Source organism: Flavobacterium sp. GW821-FHT12A05 (assembly GCF_058807735.1).
In genome coordinates this window covers 78488-97263 of sequence record NZ_JBXAQY010000003.1, presented here as the reverse complement: position 1 = coordinate 97263, position 18776 = coordinate 78488, and the positions used below count along the sequence as shown (strand labels likewise).

Sequence of the window (18776 nt, the reverse complement as noted above, 5' to 3'; positions counted from 1 at the left end):
TAAAATTAAAAAAAATGAAACTTACACTTCCACAACAAGACGTATATTTTGAGCAGTTGATGTTTCCGGATGATCCCATTTATAACATAGGGGCGAAAATCAGTATTGAGGGAAATATTGTTTACGAAATTTTAAACCAGGCTTATATAAAATTAATCGATCAGCATGATTCTTACAGGAGCATTCTAAACCAATCTGAAGAAGAAGTAACAATTCAAATTGCTGAAAATCATGATTCGGTTTTAGAATATCTAGATTTTTCATTCAGCCAAAATGCTGATGAAGAAGCGAATGAATTCATGCAGAAAAGGTTTGAAATCTCCATTAAATTGGAAGATAAGGAGCTGCTGCACAAATTTATTCTGATAAAAGTAAGTGAATCACAGCATTATTTATTTTCAGTATACCATCACATCATTACAGACGGATGGGGAACTTCCTTAATGTTCCAGAGATTAGTGAAAAACTATAATGAGATTGTACTTTTTGGAAATGTCACATCAGAATATCCTTTTACCTATAAGGATTTTGTTCAAGACGATCAAGCCTATTTTTTATCCCAGGACTATGAAAAGGATAAAAACTACTGGAAAGAGAAATTTGAGCATCTGCCGGAACAGTTATTAGAAAAAAAAGGAAACAGCAATAAACCTAACGAAAGCAAACGCAAAGAAATCATTATAAAACGTGCGGTTTACAACCAGCTGGAGGAGCTGAGCAAAAGTCTGGGATGTACAACATTTCACGTCATATTAGGAGTTTTATATCTCTATTTTGGAAGAAAACATCAAAATGCTGATTTTACTATCGGTCTTCCAGTGCTAAACAGAGGAAAAGCTGCCTTTAAAAAAACGGTAGGGTTATTTATGGGAGTTTCTCCTTTGCGCATTCAATTCCAGCAGGATCATAATTTTGAGGAACTGATAAAAAACATCAAGCAGCAACTGCGTCAGGATTATCGCCATCAAAGATTTCCTTTAGGGAAATTGATTAAAGAACTAGGATTGTTTCAGGAAAATGACAGACTTTTTAATATCACCTTGTCATACGAAAAACAGAATTATGCAGACCATTTTATAAATACCGAAACTAAAGTAATTCCGTTGTCCCATCATTCAGAACGTGTGGCTTTGGCCATTTACATCCGTGAATTTGACCAATTAGAAGATGTGAAAATTGATTTTGATTACAATGTCAATTATTTCAGCCAGGAAGATATTTCGAGAGTTGTGGTTCATTTCGAAACCTTGCTTTTGGATGTAATTAATAATCCTGTACAATCGCTTTTTGAATATAAATATATTACAGAAACCGAAAAAGAACAGTTATTAGAAGGCTTTAATCAAACACAATTTTCTTATCGTGAGGAAACTACGTTGATAGATGCTTTCAAGGAGCAGTTAAGTAATACTCCGGATAAAATTGTTCTTAAAGATGAGGAAAAAGAATTCACCTACCGTGAGCTGGATCTATATTCAGATAAAATAGCACGTTACCTGCAAAAAAACACAAACGAAATTGATCCTTTGCCAGTAGCGGTACTAATGGATCGTTCGGCTTATCTGGTGGCTGTTTTATTAGGCGTGCTAAAGTCAGGAAGTGCTTATATTCCGCTGGATCCATCTTTTCCGGAAGACCGCCTTGAGTATATCATTGCCCACAGTGAAGTACAGCAAATTATTACAACCCGAGATTTAAGTTCTAACTGGAGTTTTAACAGAGAAATGATAGAGGTTGAGGATATACTGAACAATGAAGTTTCTTCGGAGATCAAATTAAGACAAGTTCCGGCTGCAAACACGGCTTATATTATTTATACGTCAGGATCAACGGGAAATCCTAAAGGTGTGGCGATAAGCCATAAATCATTGCTCAACTTTTTAATAAGCATGCAGCACAAACCAAAAATAGAAAAAGAAGATTATTTGTTTTCAGTTACAACACAATCTTTTGATATTTCTATACTGGAGTTTTTTGCGCCCTTAATTTCTGGAGCGTCATTATACATTGCAAGCCAGGAACTTTTATCTGATCCTTTACTGACAGTGGCAAAATTAGATGAACTAAAGCCTACTATTATCCAGGCGACTCCAAGTTTCTATCAAATGCTTTACAATGCAGGATGGAAAGGAAATAAAGCGGTTAAAGTTTTATGCGGAGGTGATTTGTTAAGCGAAACATTAGCCGATAAATTAATTGAAACGAACTCAGAATTATGGAATATGTATGGCCCAACCGAAACAACAATTTGGTCCAGCTGTAAAAAAATAACGCAAGTCAATGAAGCATCAAACATTGGCAAGCCTATTCATAATACTGAATTTTATATTCTCGATGATTATATGCAGATCCTGCCTATAGGAAGCGTTGGAAGTATTTATATTGGAGGCGATGGATTGGCTCAGGGATACTTTAAAAATCAAGAACTGACGGATGAAAAATTCATTCAAAGCCCGTTTTATCCAAATAAGAAAATATACAATACCGGCGATTTAGGGAAATGGAATGCGAAAGGCGAAATTGAATTTCTGGGACGTAATGACAATCAGGTAAAAATAAGAGGATACCGTATAGAACTTGGCGAAATTGAAACCAAACTGAATCAGATAGAAAATCTTAAAGGTTCTGTAGTTGTGGCCCAGAAGAATAGCAATCAGGAAGCGCTTTTAATTGCTTATGTAATTGCAGAAATACAGAATTTTGACCCTCGTCTTATTATTCATTCCCTAAGAGAAGAATTGCCGGAATATATGATTCCGCATACTATACTGCGTGTAGATGAATTTCCGCTTACGCCTAATAAAAAGATAGACAGGAAAGCGCTTTCACTGCGCGAGATTGTGGTTGCAAACAACACAGATTCTTATGCGGAACCTAGTACCCAAATTCAAATTAAACTTCACGATTATTATAAGGAAATTTTAGGGATAGAAAGCGGATTAAGCATAACAGATAATTTTTTTGCACTCGGAGGACATTCCTTAAATGCCGTAAAATTAATCAATCGTGTGCATGAACAATTGCATTATAAAATAACCCTGAAAGATGTTTTTAATTATCCTGATATAGAATCCCTTTCAGAATACTTGGAGAAAAAAGAAACAGATCAGGATATCACTATAATGCCTGCAGCTGAAAGTCTTTATTATCCAATAACTCCGTCGCAATACCATATTTGGCTGGCTTCACAGCAAGACGAAAAATCAATAGCCTATAATATGTCTGCGGTGTTTAAAATTAAAGGAGAAATCGATAAAACTGTTCTAGACAGTGTGTTTGTAGAAATACAAAAAAAACACGAAACATTAAGAACAAATTTTATTGAAGTAGAAGGAATTCCGTTTCAGAAAATTTTCACTCAGGAAGAAGCAGCTATTGCAGCTCATGAATTTTTTGTGGAAGAAGATGAAATCGCAGAAGCTTTGGAAAGATATGCTGATAAAGTCTTTGATTTAGAAAAAGAACCTCTTTTAAGAGTTGCATTATTTCATGAGAACAATGGAGATTCTTATTTGGTTTTTGTTACACATCATATTGTAATGGACGGATGGTCACTGGAGATTTTAATTAGTGAGTTTGTCAGTAAATATCAAACAATAGACCGCCCGATAAAACAGGAGGATCCGTTAAAGTTTCAATTTAAGGATTATGTGGTATGGCATAACAAACAGATTGAAAGTACAAATGAAAAAAATCTAAAATTCTGGAATGATTATCTGAAAGATTACTCATGGAAAAACAAGGTAATTTTTGACAAAAAATCTTTTGAAGAAAGCCGTTCAGGAGCAAAAAATAGCTTTATATATGAATCCCTAAACGGACTTCAGCTGAATACTTTCGCTCTTGAACATGATTTGTCACTTCATACTTTGCTGGTGGGAGTATTCAATATATTGATATACAAAATGTATGGCAGTGATGATTTTTGTATAGGAACGGTTAATTCTGGCAGAACCCGTTCAGAATGGCACAATCAATTAGGAATGTTTGTAAAAACACTACCGCTGAGAACCACTTCAAATCCAGAACAGACCATTCTGGAAGTGCTTCAGGCAGTACATGAGAATTTGCTGCTGATTGATGCACATCAGGATATTCCAGAATCGATACAGAATCAATTAAGACTGGATGCCTTATTGGTATTACAAAATCCTTCTTTTGATTATACAAACATTTCAGTAAATGAAGATTTGCAGCTTCAATTATTTCCTATAAATGAATCTTACAGCAGACTTCCTTTATTAATCACTTTTGCTGTAAATGAAAAAGCTGTTTCAGGAACAATAAATTACAATATGGCAAATTATGAAAAAGAAACGATTGAGCTGCTTCAGTTAAAGTATGAAAAACTATTATCAGAAATTCTAAAGAACTCCAACAGAACTTTAAACGATTTAAATATAGAATTGGCCATCGAAAGCGAAAGAACCATTGAAATAGGGTTCAATTTTTAAAACTTGAATATTTAAAATATTATGAAATTAAAATTAAAAATTACAATTATCACTTTTTTAATGGTGCTCTTTCAAGGCAGCATGAAAGCTCAAAATGTTAGTTTTAAAAAGAGCCCTGCTTTTATGCAGATTCAGCAGCCTTATGCAGGTGACATCGTTTGGGGGTATCTAAACGTTCCGGAAACATGGAATTCAAAAAATGGAAAAACAATAAAAATTGCAGTAGCAATATTGAAGAAGTCAACACCTGCAAAAAACGATAATGCGGTTGTGTTTGTACAAGGCGGACCGGGTGCAAGCGGTATAGATAATATTTGGACATGGCTTGATCATCCGCTTAGAAAAAACAATGATATTATTGTATTTGATGTTAGAGGAACCGGATACTCGCAGCCCAGACTGTCTGAAAATTTAGGACAAAAAATGCTGGAGATTTTGGCTAAAAATCAATCTGCTGAAGAAGATGAGAAGCAAAAAACGAATGTTATCATGACTTCTAAACAAGATCTTATCAATAGAGGTGTAAATATTGATGCTTATAATAGTTTCAATATCGCAAAAGATCTTCACGCATTAAAAACCACTTTAAATTATAAAAACTGGAATGTATATGGGGTTTCTTATGGAACTTACATTGCACAAGTATATGCCAGTAATTATCCGGATGACATTAAATCGCTGATACTGGATTCTGCGGTTTATGATATTTCGACCTATTATGTTGATAATACTTCAAATTACATAAATAGCTTGCAGAAAGTATTTGAAATCTGTAAAAAAGATAAGAAAACCAATGAAGAATATCCGGATTTAGAAAATGTGTATTATAAAGTTATTGCTGATTTGGAGAAGAATCCGCTCACCGTATCGGTAGATAAATCCCTTATTCCTTCAGGCAGTTTTACATACAACGCAGAAGATTTTAAGGTAGCTGTCCAGCAGGCGCTTTATAATAAGCAGTTAGTTGAAGTTATTCCGATGCTGATTTATCAGTTTTATGAAAGAAAAAAAGAACCATTAGGAAATCTGGTAAGTGCATTTTCGAGTTTGCTTAGCATGGATTATGGCGTTTATTATTGCGTGAGCTGTAACGAGGCACTTCCTAACAATGATTTTTCTCAATACCAGCAGAATGCATCCCAGTTTAAAGGATTAAAAGGAGGAATTTCATTTTACAAATCTGATTTTAAGGTGTGTGATGCCTGGAATGCTGATAGGACTGCAGCTTCAAAAGTACATTATGATCTTTCCAATCTTTCTTCTGCCAAATATAAAACTTTGATTTTCTCAGGTGAATTTGACCCAATTACACCTCAAAACAATGGAAAAAAACTTGCAGAAAAACTCAACGCGACTAATATTGATGCAAACACATACGGACACGTGCCTAGTTTTACAAAAATTGGATATGGAGTAGTAGAGAAATTCATCAATAATCCTAATGAGAAATTGAATGTCAATGCTTTTAGCGAAGCAAAAAAAATAAAGCTTGTTACAGACATTATCAATAATAAAGGGATAGCCAATACAGGGAAAAGTATCAATAATCTGGATCCAGTTTTTTTATTCCCTTTGGTAATTGCTTTAGGAATTATGCTGGCCTTTATTTTTATATACTTAATAAAGCTGATAAAAAGCAAATACACGGTGCTGCAGGATAAAATAATTAGGATTCTTGTAATTATTACTTCAATTGCAGGGTTGGTATTTTTTGTAAGCTTACTTATGGCAATATTGGCTGTTTCGCAGCAAAACTACTATATTTTGGCATTTGGTCTGCCTGAGGATTTCAGATATGTGCTTTTATTGGCCTCCGTTTTTTCGGTATGCTTAGTTTTAACATTGTTGTGTTATATTCTCACTATTAGGAAAACTAACGAAAGAAGCATCATTTTTTCAGTCATTTTCTCCAACTTTCTTTTAGCGGTTTACTTATTTTATTGGGGAATATTATAATCCCAATAGCGCTATTATACTTTCTTACTTCAATCAAAAAAAATATCAAATTAATATATTAAAACAGTTCTTATGATTGCACACTTAACAGAAGAATACACAATTCTTTCGGACAAATTTCAGGAATTCAGAACAGATAACAGCTTCCCATCAAGAATAGATACTAATGATGCATCAGTTCCGGATGCGTTCAAAATTTATAAATATCCGGTAACTGCATGGCCGGTACTCATCAATAAAGAAACGACAGACGAGTTGAAAGAAATGTCATTAAAAATACCAGGATTAATGCAAAAGATACCAGCATTGTATTTTGAGGATAATATTAAAAAAATAGCCGATTTTTATTTTGAAGGAAACGAAATGCTGGCAGAATTTGCAATGATGTGCCATGCAAAAAAACTTGAAATTGGATGCAGGTTAGATCTTACTTATACGCAGGACGGATTTAAAATTTTAGAAGCCAACATTGGATCATCGCTGGGAGGATGGCAGATACAAAATTTTGAAACTTTAATTAGAAGAAATCACCCGGAATTAGCAGATAAAGATAAAAAAGAGAATTACAAAACAAGGAACACTATGCAGCTTTATATTAAATTTCTTGTTGAACACATTATTAAGTTTGTTGGCGACAAAAATAAGACGCTTAATTTGTTTGTTGACATGAGAGACATTCAGGATGAATTTGAAAAGAAGCAAAGCCTTGACTTTCTTGATAATTTTTTCAAACAGGAACTTGATAAACGTGGTTTAAAAGGCGAGGCTTGTACGGGTAATATGGATTCGATGGAGTTAATCGACGGGAATTTACGTCTGGGTGATAAAATTATCCACGGGATAATAGTTTTAACTATGGATGTCAATGTTACTCCTGCAGTATTCAGAGCTTTTATGATGGACAAGGTCTATTTGCCGGATCATATAGGGGTAAGTATGCTGGGAGATAAGCGTAATTTGTCTTTATTATTAGAATTGGCACAAAAAGGAAAATTTTCACATGAAGAAAATGCATTAATCCTTAAAAGTATTCCATGGACTTCGTTTGTCGAAAATAAAAAAACGATTTTCAAAAACAAAGAACATGATCTTCCGGAATTGCTTAAATCCAATAAAGAACAATTTGTGATAAAAGCATCAAGAGGTTACCAAGGGAAAGATGTTTTTATTGGTAAGTTTTCGAATGACAGTGAGTGGAATGAAGCATTAGAAACAGCCTTAAAAAGCGGTGCTTTTATTGCACAGGAATTTAGTGATTCATTAGATTTTTCAGCACCTAATGGGCAAAACGAATGGACGGCGCATAAACTTATCTGGGGCGCATTTGGTTTTGGTGACACCTATGGAGGTGTTTGGGTAAGAATGTCAGAAGTAAAAACAGATGTAGGTGTTATAAACTCGGCAACAGGTGCTGTAGAGGCAATAGTTTTTGAGATTGCTAATTAATGCTAAAGCGAAAATACTTATAGAAAATGACTCAAATTTTATACGCATACATTTCTGAAGAAAACCATGATTACCTTATAGAAAAATACCTAAATGAGTTCCCTGATGATTTTAAAGAAAAAGTATTAGCTTATAGAAAATGGCAGGACAGTCAATTATCCTTGTTAGGCAGATTACTTTTGAACCATGGTTTACAAAGAATGGGTATAAAGCACGAAAAAAAAAATCTTAACTACACATTTTATAATAAACCGTTTTTAGATGATATCAATACTAAATTTAATATCTCACATTCTGGTGAAATAGTAGTTTGTGTTTTATCAGACACGAACGATGTTGGGATAGATGTTGAAATAATTGATAAAATAAACATTCAGGATTTTGAGTCGCAAATGACAAAAAGTGAATGGGGAAATATCAGGATCGCAGAGGATGAAAAAAAAGCTTTTTTTGATTATTGGACACAAAAAGAAGCTGTTATTAAAGCAAATGGAAAAGGACTTTCTATTCCTCTAAAATCTTTTGAAATTACTAATCTAAGTACAAAAATAAATGATGAAACTTTTTTTCTTAAAGAAATTTTTTTAGATGAAAAATACAAATGTCATTTAGCCTTCAAGGATAAAATAGATACAATGATAGATGGGCCTAAGATTGTGATGATTAATGAATTATAGTCTTCACTGTCTTAATTAATTTTCGAGATAGAACATAGTATTTTATTGGTGCTTACTTTATTCAGAGTGTTCTCATGAAATTACATAAGTAAATAAAAAAACGAGTTAAATATTGTTTATCAATTTAACTCGTTTTTTATTTTGTGATCTTCCCATTCATTTCCCGGATGTAGAATCTTGTTAGACTATAACAATATTACTTTCAAATGTTATCCCAACCTAAACTAGTCAAATAATTAACCTAAAAATTGCTAAATGTATTGTTTGAAATTTATTGAGCTATATATCAGGTTGTTATAAATTAAAAAGATTTTGTTGTTTATTTCTTAACACCAAATACTTGTTAAAAAAAGTTAATTTCTATTTTTTTGATTTAAAATTTTAATATATGAAATTGAAAATTACTTTTTTAACTTTTTTTCTACTAGCATTTAATTGCGCTTTCTCTCAAGAGAGTTCTGAGATGTACAAAGATTATAATCCAAAAATTGATTTATCGGTTGGCGCTCCCAATAGCTATAATTTTTACGATTATACAAAGGACGGGTCTGTAAATACATTAACCGGTTCTTTTGGAATTAGCATCCCAATTCATACTATAAAAACACCATACCTTGATATACCAATCCAAATTAATTATTCGACAAATGGAGTTAAGCTAAATACTCTTTCGAATGAAATTGGAATAAACTGGAATATTTTAGCAGGAGGAGAAATTAACAGGATTGTAAATAAAGTTCCTGACGATAGAGAAAAAACAATAGTTAGATCTGCATCAAATATATATGACGATGCAAACATCAAGAATTTTGTATGGCAAAAATTTGATCCAGCAGATGTGAGACCAACTATTTACAATAATATCCTTCCTAAAAGCTCTTTTCAATATTTTGAAAAAAATACGCAAACAGGATTATTGGTTAAAGGAGCCGGAAATAGCACTTGTGGTGCATTTTATGTAAATCAGTTTCCGTTTTCCATGAACAATTTCTTTTTTCCAGATCATGCAGTTAACACTGAAGTTGAATGTTTAAATGAAATGCATTACCGTGAAAATGGAATTGACGACGGAAAAGATAGTTATGAAGTAGATACAGAATTGGATTACTTCAAAGTAAATTTAAATGGCCGCAATTTTACTTTCGTAATAAAAAAAACAGATAATTATTTTTATAACATCCAACATCCTAACAATAGTTATAGTCTTATGCCCAACACGATATTAGATGTGTTTGAAGCGGTATGCCTTGACGATATTGGTTATAAAATTGAAATGCAGTACGGAAAAATTCCTTTTTACTATTCTAATAATAAAAAATTGGGCAGATGGATGGAAGCAGCAGCCATTATTAAATTTGTAATAACAGATAAAAATGGAGTAAGGTATATTTTTGATAAACTTGTTTTGAATGACAACGAATATCTAAGGGAATTTTACAATAGATTTGTTTATTCACAGCCTAATTATCGTTTCATGCAAATGAAAATGTTTGATACCAGTGCGGATAATTGGAAATTAACTAAAATAGTTTTGCCCAATTCTGATGAAGTAACTTTTACTTATGATGACAACAAATATTGTTATTCAAGGGAAATTGTAAGACAGCATGATGGAGAATACTTAAATAAACCGTACAATTTACAGCCCAGTAAACCTAATTACGGATTTGATAAATTAGAAACCTATGTCAGTGACTATGCCCTAAAAGAGATCTCATATAATAATCAGAAAGTAAAGTTTAGTTATATAAACAACAGACCTGATCTTTTAATGTATGATTTTACAAAACCATCCGAAGATTATAGAAAGAATTTATCGCAAATCAGTATAGTAGATCCTGCTGGTAAAACAATCCGCAAATTCGATTTCACCAAAACTTTTTATAATTATCAGGATGATGACGAAAGTCATGAATATAGCAGGATGTTCTTGACTAAAATTGAAGATAGTAATAAGGAAAGATCTTATGTTTTTGAATATGACAGCCCTGAAAAATTATTTGCAAGAAATGATGTAAGAGGACATGATTTATATGGGTATCAAAATGGCAATACACTAAAAAGTTACCCATCCTTTCCTAAATTATACATTAATTTAAATGATAATTACGGTAATAAGATTTCATATAATAAACCAATAGTTTCAGATTATTTTGAGACTACAGGTGTAGACAGGTCTCCAAATACTACTACAGCTAAATATGGGACATTAAAAAATGTTTACTTTAAGACAGGGGGTTCACTTGGCATTGATTACGAAAACAATACATTTTTTGATGAAAGATTGTTTTCTAAAAAAGAACTCGGTCCAGGAGTACGTGTCAAATCATTAAAATATTACAGTGAAGCGGATAAGCTGGAAAAAAGAATTGACTACAGTTACGATGATTTTAATGACAATTCAATTTCTGGCGGCAGATTGTTATACAAGCCATCATTTGCTTATTTTAAAAATCATTCCTTTAACAATGAATTTGATAAAGCTTCATATGAAACTAAAGGATTGCTTGATATTAAAAATTTTGATCATCGTTATGAATATAATGTACAAAATGATTTTGATAACTATTTTACTAAGGAAACACTAGAAAAAACTACCAGCTTGACCCAAATGCAAATAGCAAAAAAAATGCTTCATTTTTCAAATTATTCTTTGGGCAGTACATCAGATATTTACGGAAGAGAACTTATTTACGTGAATGTTTCAATGAAAATTATCGATGTAAAAAATCCAATTAGTAATTTGGGAGAGACTCGATATACATACAATTACAACGACAATAGAGGATTTGTAGGTGGAGTTACAGGTTTCAGGGCTGATGATTCATATTTGTATACTTTAGGTAATGTAGATTCACCAAAACTAGGAACGGCACGTCCATTTTTTATGCCGTACTTTCTGCCTGATTATAGTCCTCAACTTAGAACAAGTAAAGGTTTTATTGAAAAAGACGCAAAAGAAATATTTCCTTTTCCGCAGCGTAACTTTTTTGAAAATCTTGAAAATGCCCGTTTTGGTAAATTAAAAAAAATAGAATTTTTCAATAATGCTAACCAATTGGTATCTTCAGAAGAATATACCTATGATTATGTGAAAAAACCATCATTAATAAATAATAATAATATACTTACCAATATTCAAAGAAATATTCTGAAGATGCATCAATATTTTGATAATGATCCTGAAAAAAAATTTAAAGCTCTCTATGCTCAATATATAACTTACACTCAATCTAATTATCAAAATTGGAATGGAATGCATCTATTTAGTTTAAATAAGTTACGTTATAACTCTAAAATTGATATAAAAAATAAAAAAACAACTAATTATTTTGCTGATAATAAAAGTTTAGAAAACAATTCCGTATATAGTTACGATACTGATACAGGAAACGTTTCAGAGGTTATGATTACGGAGAGTAATCTTGATCCAATCAAGGTTACATATCAATATCCTAATCCAGTTGATGATGGTGATTTATTGAATGTTTTATGGAGCAAAAATGCAATATCAGAACCTCATACAATTAGAAAATATGTTAAGAATGCTGTAACAGAAACGACAAGAAAATCGTTTTTAATTCAAAATGCTCAAAGTTTTCCTCTGTTGTCTGAAGTTAAAAAAAGTAAGTCGCTTGTTTCTGAAAATCTTGAAAGTTCTCAAATTCAAATAAAAAAATATAACTCTAAAGATTTACCTGCAGAAATTTTAACTAAAGAAGGTTTAACTATTTCCTATCTCTATGGATATGATAAAACCCAGTTGGTTGCTAAAATAGAGAACATTGCCTATTCTGCAATTCCTTCATCATTGATCAACAATATAGAGACTGCGTCGTCTTCTACTGGTTCAGAGACAGCTATGCTTACGGCATTAACAGCATTAAGAAACGATCCTGCATTAGTTAGTGCCATGGTTACGACTTATACACATATTCCACTTGTAGGAATAAGCACAATTACTGATCCCAAAGGAGATAAAACAACATATATTTATGATACTTTGGGAAGGCTTGAATTTGTAAAAGACAAGAATGGCAATATTCTTTCGGAGAATCAATACAATTATAAACAATAACCAAAGAGGATTATGAAAAAAATAATAAGAATACTTTTGGTGTTGTTTCCCTTTATTGCAATTGGCCAGACCCAGACCCAGAATTATATTAAAACAGTTACTTATAAGGTTGCTAGTTCTGTTAAAATAACTGCACCTACCATTCTTCAGGCATCACAAAATACCGTCTATTTTGATGGACTTGGAAGACCTGTGCAAGAAATTGCAGGCCAGCAGTCAGCTAGTGGTAAAGATGTTATAAAGCATATTAAATATGACGGATTTGGTAGACAAGTAGAAGAATATCTTCCTTTTAAATCTTCTAATACCAATATGGCTTTTGATCCTTTGGCAGAAACTAATGTATTATCCTATTATGCAAATCCGAATGTGGCTGTTAATGGAAACCCTTCGCAGGAAGCCACTGGTTATCCGTTCAACAAAAAAGAACTGGAAGCTTCGCCTCTTGGGCGTGTAATGAAACAGGCTGCTCCCGGAAATGATTGGAGATTGGGATCCGGACATGAGATCAAAATGGATTATCAGACCAATATTGCAAATGACGTCAGGATATTAAAAGTTGGGATTACATGGGATGCGGCAGCAAACTTATACGCTATTTCATTCATAAATAATGGGTATTATTCTGAAGGGCAACTTGTTAAAACCGTTACCTATGATGAGAATACTGCAGCTGTACCTGCTGAGCAAAACGGATCAACCGTAGAATTTAAAAATAAAAGCGGACAGGTAATACTTAAAAGAACCTATGGATCTGTTGGAACTTCGACTGTCAATGAAAAACATGATACTTATTACGTATACGATGTTTACGGAAACCTGACTTATGTACTTCCCCCAAAAGCCTCTGACCTTATTGGTACTACATCTGCTGCAGCTACACAGGCTGATGTAATATCAACAGCTACTGTAACTTCGGGTGCGCCCTTGAATCTAACAGCTACTAATTCCATTACATTACTCTCCGGATTTAAGGCTAGTGAAGGGAGTACCTTCAGCGCTGTTATTGATATAAACCAAACTATTTTGGACAATTTGGCATATCAGTACAAATATGATTACCGCAACCGACTGGTGGAGAAAAAAATCCCGGGAAAACAATGGGAGTTTATTGTATATGATAAGCAGGATAGAGTGGTGGCTACGGGACCTGCGAATTCCCCTTTTTCAGATATCACTTCTAGTGGCTGGCTTATTACCAAATATGATGCATTTAGTCGTCCGGTTTATACCGGCTGGATGAATTCCACCGCTGCAACATCTGTCGGCAGGGCTGCATTACAGGCAGCCCAGAGCAGTTCATCCCTTACAGTATTGAGTGAAACAAAACAGAACACAGGAACTATAGATGGAATTGCGGCTTATTACAGCAATGTGGTAGCACCAACGACCTTTAAGCTTTTATCGGTTCATTATTATGATAATTATGTTTTTCCAAGTTCACCTACAATACCAATACCGGTAAGTGTAGAAGGACAAGCAGTACTGACCTCCTCACAGGTGAAAGGCATGCAGACCGCTACATGGACAAGAGTTCTTACTACAAGTGGTTCTATTACTGGGGAAACATCAGCAACCTTTTATGATGGAAAAGCCAGACCTATTCGCAGTTACTTGCAAAACTTTATTGGAGGATATACTTATACAGATAATAGCTTGGATGCTTTTTCCGGGAGATTGAATTATAATATAACAAGACACAATAGATTAGGATCCGGTCCGGATCTTGTAACAAAGGATACTTTTACTTATACTAATCAGGACCGATTACTGACACAAACCCATGAGATAAATTCGCAAACTCCTGAAGTAATTTTAAGCAATACCTACGATGAGCTAGGACAATTAATTTCTAAAAAGGTAGGGAATAATACTCAGAATATTAATTATAGTTATAATATTCGTGGATGGCTTAAAGACATCAACAATGTGGATGCACTTAACCAAGGTAGCGACCCTCAGGATTTATTTGCATTTAGAATAAATTATAACCTGCCTTCCTCGGGAATTATCGATGTGAACCCATTGTATAATGGAAACATTTCAGAAACCTATTGGGCTGCTAATTCTGATTCAGGGATAATAAGATCATATGGATATCGATATGATAACATGAACCGACTTAAAGATGCGGTCTTTAAAAATGGAAATACATTGGCTAATACTTATAATGAAGCACTTACCTATGATAAACATGGAAATATAATAACATTAAAACGCAACGGGCTCAATGGTTCTAGTTTAGCACTTATTGATGATTTGGTATACAGTTATTTAGGCAGTAACAATACAAACCAACTAGCAAAAGTAGTAGATAATGCAATAAATACAAACGGATTTACAGACAGCACTGCAAATAGTATTGATGATTACAGTTATGATGCTAATGGTAATATGGTAAGAGACAACAATAAAAATATAACATCAATTACCTATAATCATCTGAATTTGCCAAGCAAAATTACCTTTGCATCCACTGAAAATATTATTTACATTTACGACGCAGTAGGAAAAAAACTTCAGAAAGTTGTAAATAAGGTGGGAGCTTCGCAAGCCATTACAGATTATTTAGGAGGATATCAGTATGTAAATAATACACTAAAGTTTTTTCCAACAGCAGAAGGTTATGTTGAACCTGTAGGAAATTCTTATAAATATGTATATCAATATCAGGATCATTTAGGTAACATAAGGCTTAGTTATGATAAAAACCTTGTTATTCAGGAGGAGAACAACTATTATCCTTTTGGAATGAAACAGATGGGATACAATAATAATGCAATATCTTCTAATGATGCCTTGAAGTATAAGTATAACGGAAAAGAGCTTCAGGACGAGAATATTGGAGGACAGCAATTAAATTTGTATGATTATGGAGCAAGGAATTATGATCCTGCAATTGGAAGATGGATGAATATAGACCCGCTTGCAGAGAAATCACGTAGATTTAATCCATACACTTATGCACTTAATAATCCAGTGTTTTTTATTGATCCTGATGGGATGATGGCATACCCACCAATTGGACTTGATGCAAGAAATGGGCAAAAACACGTAGATGGTGATGGCGTTTGGATTTATTCTGCAGCTACAACTACTTGGGTTGGACAATATGGAAATAGAGATGGTACGAAATCCGAAGATATAGGTAATACCATTGAATTAAATAACGTTAATGTTGAAGGATATAAAAGCAATTACGTTTCATCAGGAGAGTATGGGCCAGCAATGCAAGCTTGGGATAAAGATAATAAATTTATGAATGGTTTAAGTAATACGTTCTTTGGAGTTGTTGGAACAGTTGGTGCAGTTGCCGCAATACCTGAAACTGGTGGAGCTTCAGGCCTTGCATTAACACTGACAATAGGAGAAGTATCAATTGGTATTACTCAAATGGCTGATTCATTTAGTGAAAAACCAAGTGATGTTCTTCATAATTATAGTACTGTCCCTGGACTTATTGCTGGACAAAACGGTAGTAAATATGCTCCTTTAATCGATGGCGTTTCTGGATGGATACCAGGAAGTATGTCTGGTGGTAATATATTGGGAGCTTGGGATAATATTTCAGGATTAGCCAAAGGACAGAATGCAATTAATAATGGAGCGAATCTTACAGATGCTGTATTAGATGCAAATGGTTTGATTCAAGGAGTAAGCTCAGGAGTAGAAACAATAAAAAAAAATAATTAATGATTTATAAATTAAGTTTATCAACAATATTAGTAAAGCTTTTAGTAGTTGGGATAGTATTTAACGGTTTGTTTTATTTTGCTACTAAAAATTTTAATTTTGTAGTTTATGTCTTTTCTTTTATAATAATTGTTGGATTAGAAGTTTTGATTTTCTTCTTAAAACCTTTTTTATACAAAATCGTTATACTTGAAAATTCAATCTGTTTCTATTATAGAAAGTTTTTAATTCATAGTTATTTTAAAGAAGTGAATCAAGAAGAACTTAGTTTCTCATACAAACCAGAAAAAGGAGCTAGAGGAAGTGAGGCTGACGAATTGAGATTTTACATAAATGGAAAGAAAATGACTGGAATCGGAAGAGGTCTTGATGGTTGGAATCAAAAAGCTGTAAATAGTATAATTGAAAAATTGGAAAACTTAAATATAAATAAAATAGAATAAATGAAAACAAAAAATAAAATATTAATTCTAGTTATTGCTTCTGTCATTGGAATATTCTATTCAATACACTTGCTCTATAGCAAGAAGGGATATCTAAATACAAGTGATTATATAGCTTTAAGCGTTACCTCTATATTTGTGATAGGATTAGATTATTATTTTATTAACAAATGGAAAAAAGAAGAGATAGAGTAAAAATTCAAAAAATAAATTTAATAGCCATTCCATAAAGGAGTGGCTTTTGCTTTTAATGCTTTAAAAAACTTTAATGTTTCACAAATTAAATCCTGATAATAAAATTTAGTTTTTGAAATATTAAATGTATAAAAAATGGATTTTAATTTCATTTGAAAATTCTCTATATTTGTTGAAATAGAGTTTTGATGCTTTCTTTCAAGAGCAAGAATATTCATGACGCAGTTTTCCTGAATCTCTTTTGCACTGAATTCTTTTCCAAGACTGCTCCGCTGAAAACGTATCTGGTTTTGTGGTCTACAAGTTATTTTGTAAAGTTGCCTTTTCCTGCTGGTACAATATATTGTCTTAAGAAATAATACTAATTAGTATCTTTTTTTGACAGGAATCCTATTTCTTTGTAAAAGAAATGCATATTTAATGTAATTTAGCCGTCACAAAAACACTTAATCCTGATTGAAGAAGTTTATAATCATATTGATTTCCGGCTTTATTTTATCTCCATCATTTGGCGGTTTTTTTACATACGTTTCATTTAAACTCAATCAGGTTGAGATTGCCAAAACGATTTGTATACAACGCAAAATGGTTTTTAATACCTGTAACGGGCGTTGTGAACTTCAAAAATCCATAAAGAAATACTCTGATAACGAAAAGGAAATGCAAAACAATCTGAAAGAAAAAACAGAGTTGGTTTACATTCCCAATACTTCAAAATTTGAGCTTAATATCATTACTTTATTAGAATCTAATGAAAACATTTTTGATATAATCGAAAATAAGCCGGTGGCAATTTCATTAGAAACATTCCGACCTCCATCTTTTTTGATATAAATTTTAATTTTATTTTCAATTTCCTTGATACGAGTTGTATTGTTTTTTACAATACAATTAGTGCGTGTTTATGCACCAAATAAAATCACTTTTAATTTATATACAATTTCATCAAAAACACAGTTATGCAGAGCAGGAATTTACCCCTATGCAATATGGATTTGTTTAGTGGAGGTTCAGGACACTTTTGGATGAGGGACTTAGAAGGAATATTGGAGGATTTTCCTTTTTTAGAGCATCCGCACAAAAATGATTTTTTCACCATATTAATTATAAATTATGCCCAGGGCGAGATTATGGTTGATACTGAAAAAGTCGATTTTATAGCTGCCAGAATTATCATTATCAAACCAGGATGCGTAAATTATATAAACATTGACAACGCGTCATCAGGAAAAATAATCTGTTTTACTGAAGAATTTTTCTCTTTACGTTATAACAGCAACGTACTGAATCAGTTTTCTTTTCTGGAAAGAGAAGCTGTCATTTCATTTCGCTTTACTAATGTAAACCGGGCAAGGGTCGAAAATATTATAAACTTATTGCAGGAAGAATACACAATGCATAGCGTTGCGACGCAAAAAGTTTTACGCTCTTACCTGAATATTTTTCTATTTGAAATAGAAAGAATTTACAGCCCTTACATCAAGGCAAAGCATAGAAATTCAGGTCAGGAAAAAATAGCGGAGTTTGAAAGACTGGTGGAGAAAAATTTTGCCAGCATAAAGCTTCCTTCATCCTATGCTGAATTATTGAATGTCAGTGCCAATTATCTCAATAAATTATGTAAAAAAGAAACTGGACTAACAGCCGGAGATATAATCCGTAAGCATATTATTATCGAGGCACAGCGCCTTCTTTATTACACACATTTAACCATAAATGAAATTGCCGGTCAGTTGGGATTTGAGAGTGCCTCTTATTTTGTAACAACATTTAAAAAGCATACCCTGCAGACTCCCGAACAGTTTCGCAAGAACCAGAATTTATAAACCACATT

10 protein-coding genes are annotated in these 18776 nt (G+C 32.9%); 9 read left to right on the top strand and 1 reads right to left on the bottom strand.

Annotated features, from left to right (window positions below):
* Positions 1-14: 14 nt before the first annotated feature.
* From AC1RRQ_RS07340 to AC1RRQ_RS07310, 7 genes are all read left to right on the top strand, one after another.
* Positions 15-4454 (top strand): non-ribosomal peptide synthetase, encoded by a 4440-nt coding sequence (locus tag AC1RRQ_RS07340; protein WP_493022359.1) that lies wholly within the window; start codon positions 15-17, stop codon positions 4452-4454.
* A 21-nt stretch (positions 4455-4475) separates the two neighbouring features.
* On the top strand, positions 4476-6410 hold the full coding sequence (locus tag AC1RRQ_RS07335; protein WP_493022358.1) for an alpha/beta fold hydrolase: 1935 nt from the start codon (positions 4476-4478) through the stop codon (positions 6408-6410).
* Between the two features lie 72 nt (positions 6411-6482).
* Positions 6483-7856, top strand: coding sequence for an ATP-grasp domain-containing protein (locus AC1RRQ_RS07330; RefSeq protein WP_493022357.1), 1374 nt, complete (start codon positions 6483-6485; stop codon positions 7854-7856).
* Positions 7857-7882: 26 nt separating this feature from the next.
* Positions 7883-8533 (top strand): 4'-phosphopantetheinyl transferase family protein, encoded by a 651-nt coding sequence (locus tag AC1RRQ_RS07325; protein WP_493022356.1) that lies wholly within the window; start codon positions 7883-7885, stop codon positions 8531-8533.
* 388 nt (positions 8534-8921) lie between these two features.
* Positions 8922-12611: a hypothetical protein gene (locus AC1RRQ_RS07320; RefSeq protein ID WP_493022355.1), complete on the top strand. Its 3690-nt coding sequence runs from the start codon at positions 8922-8924 to the stop codon at positions 12609-12611.
* Positions 12612-12623: 12 nt separating this feature from the next.
* Entirely contained in the window at positions 12624-16304 is a 3681-nt protein-coding gene (locus AC1RRQ_RS07315; protein ID WP_493022354.1) for a DUF6443 domain-containing protein, read from the top strand.
* Positions 16304-16747: a hypothetical protein gene (locus AC1RRQ_RS07310; RefSeq protein ID WP_493022353.1), complete on the top strand. Its 444-nt coding sequence runs from the start codon at positions 16304-16306 to the stop codon at positions 16745-16747. The genes AC1RRQ_RS07315 and AC1RRQ_RS07310 overlap by 1 nt, the downstream gene beginning before the upstream one ends.
* 212 nt (positions 16748-16959) lie before the next feature.
* On the opposite strand, the gene AC1RRQ_RS07305 is transcribed toward AC1RRQ_RS07310, so the two are convergent.
* A complete protein-coding gene (locus AC1RRQ_RS07305) occupies positions 16960-17160 on the bottom strand; it encodes a hypothetical protein (RefSeq protein ID WP_493022352.1) in 201 nt (66 codons plus the stop codon).
* 238 nt (positions 17161-17398) lie between these two features.
* On the opposite strand from AC1RRQ_RS07305, the gene AC1RRQ_RS07300 reads away from it, so the two are divergent.
* Both AC1RRQ_RS07300 and AC1RRQ_RS07295 read left to right on the top strand, forming a co-directional pair.
* Positions 17399-17776 carry an OapC/ArvC family zinc-ribbon domain-containing protein gene (locus AC1RRQ_RS07300; protein WP_493022351.1) on the top strand — a complete coding sequence of 126 codons (378 nt, stop codon included), beginning with the start codon at positions 17399-17401 and terminating at the stop codon, positions 17774-17776.
* 155 nt (positions 17777-17931) lie between these two features.
* Positions 17932-18768, top strand: a complete 837-nt coding sequence (locus tag AC1RRQ_RS07295; RefSeq protein ID WP_493022350.1) for a helix-turn-helix domain-containing protein — start codon at positions 17932-17934, stop codon at positions 18766-18768.
* Positions 18769-18776: the final 8 nt, after the last annotated feature.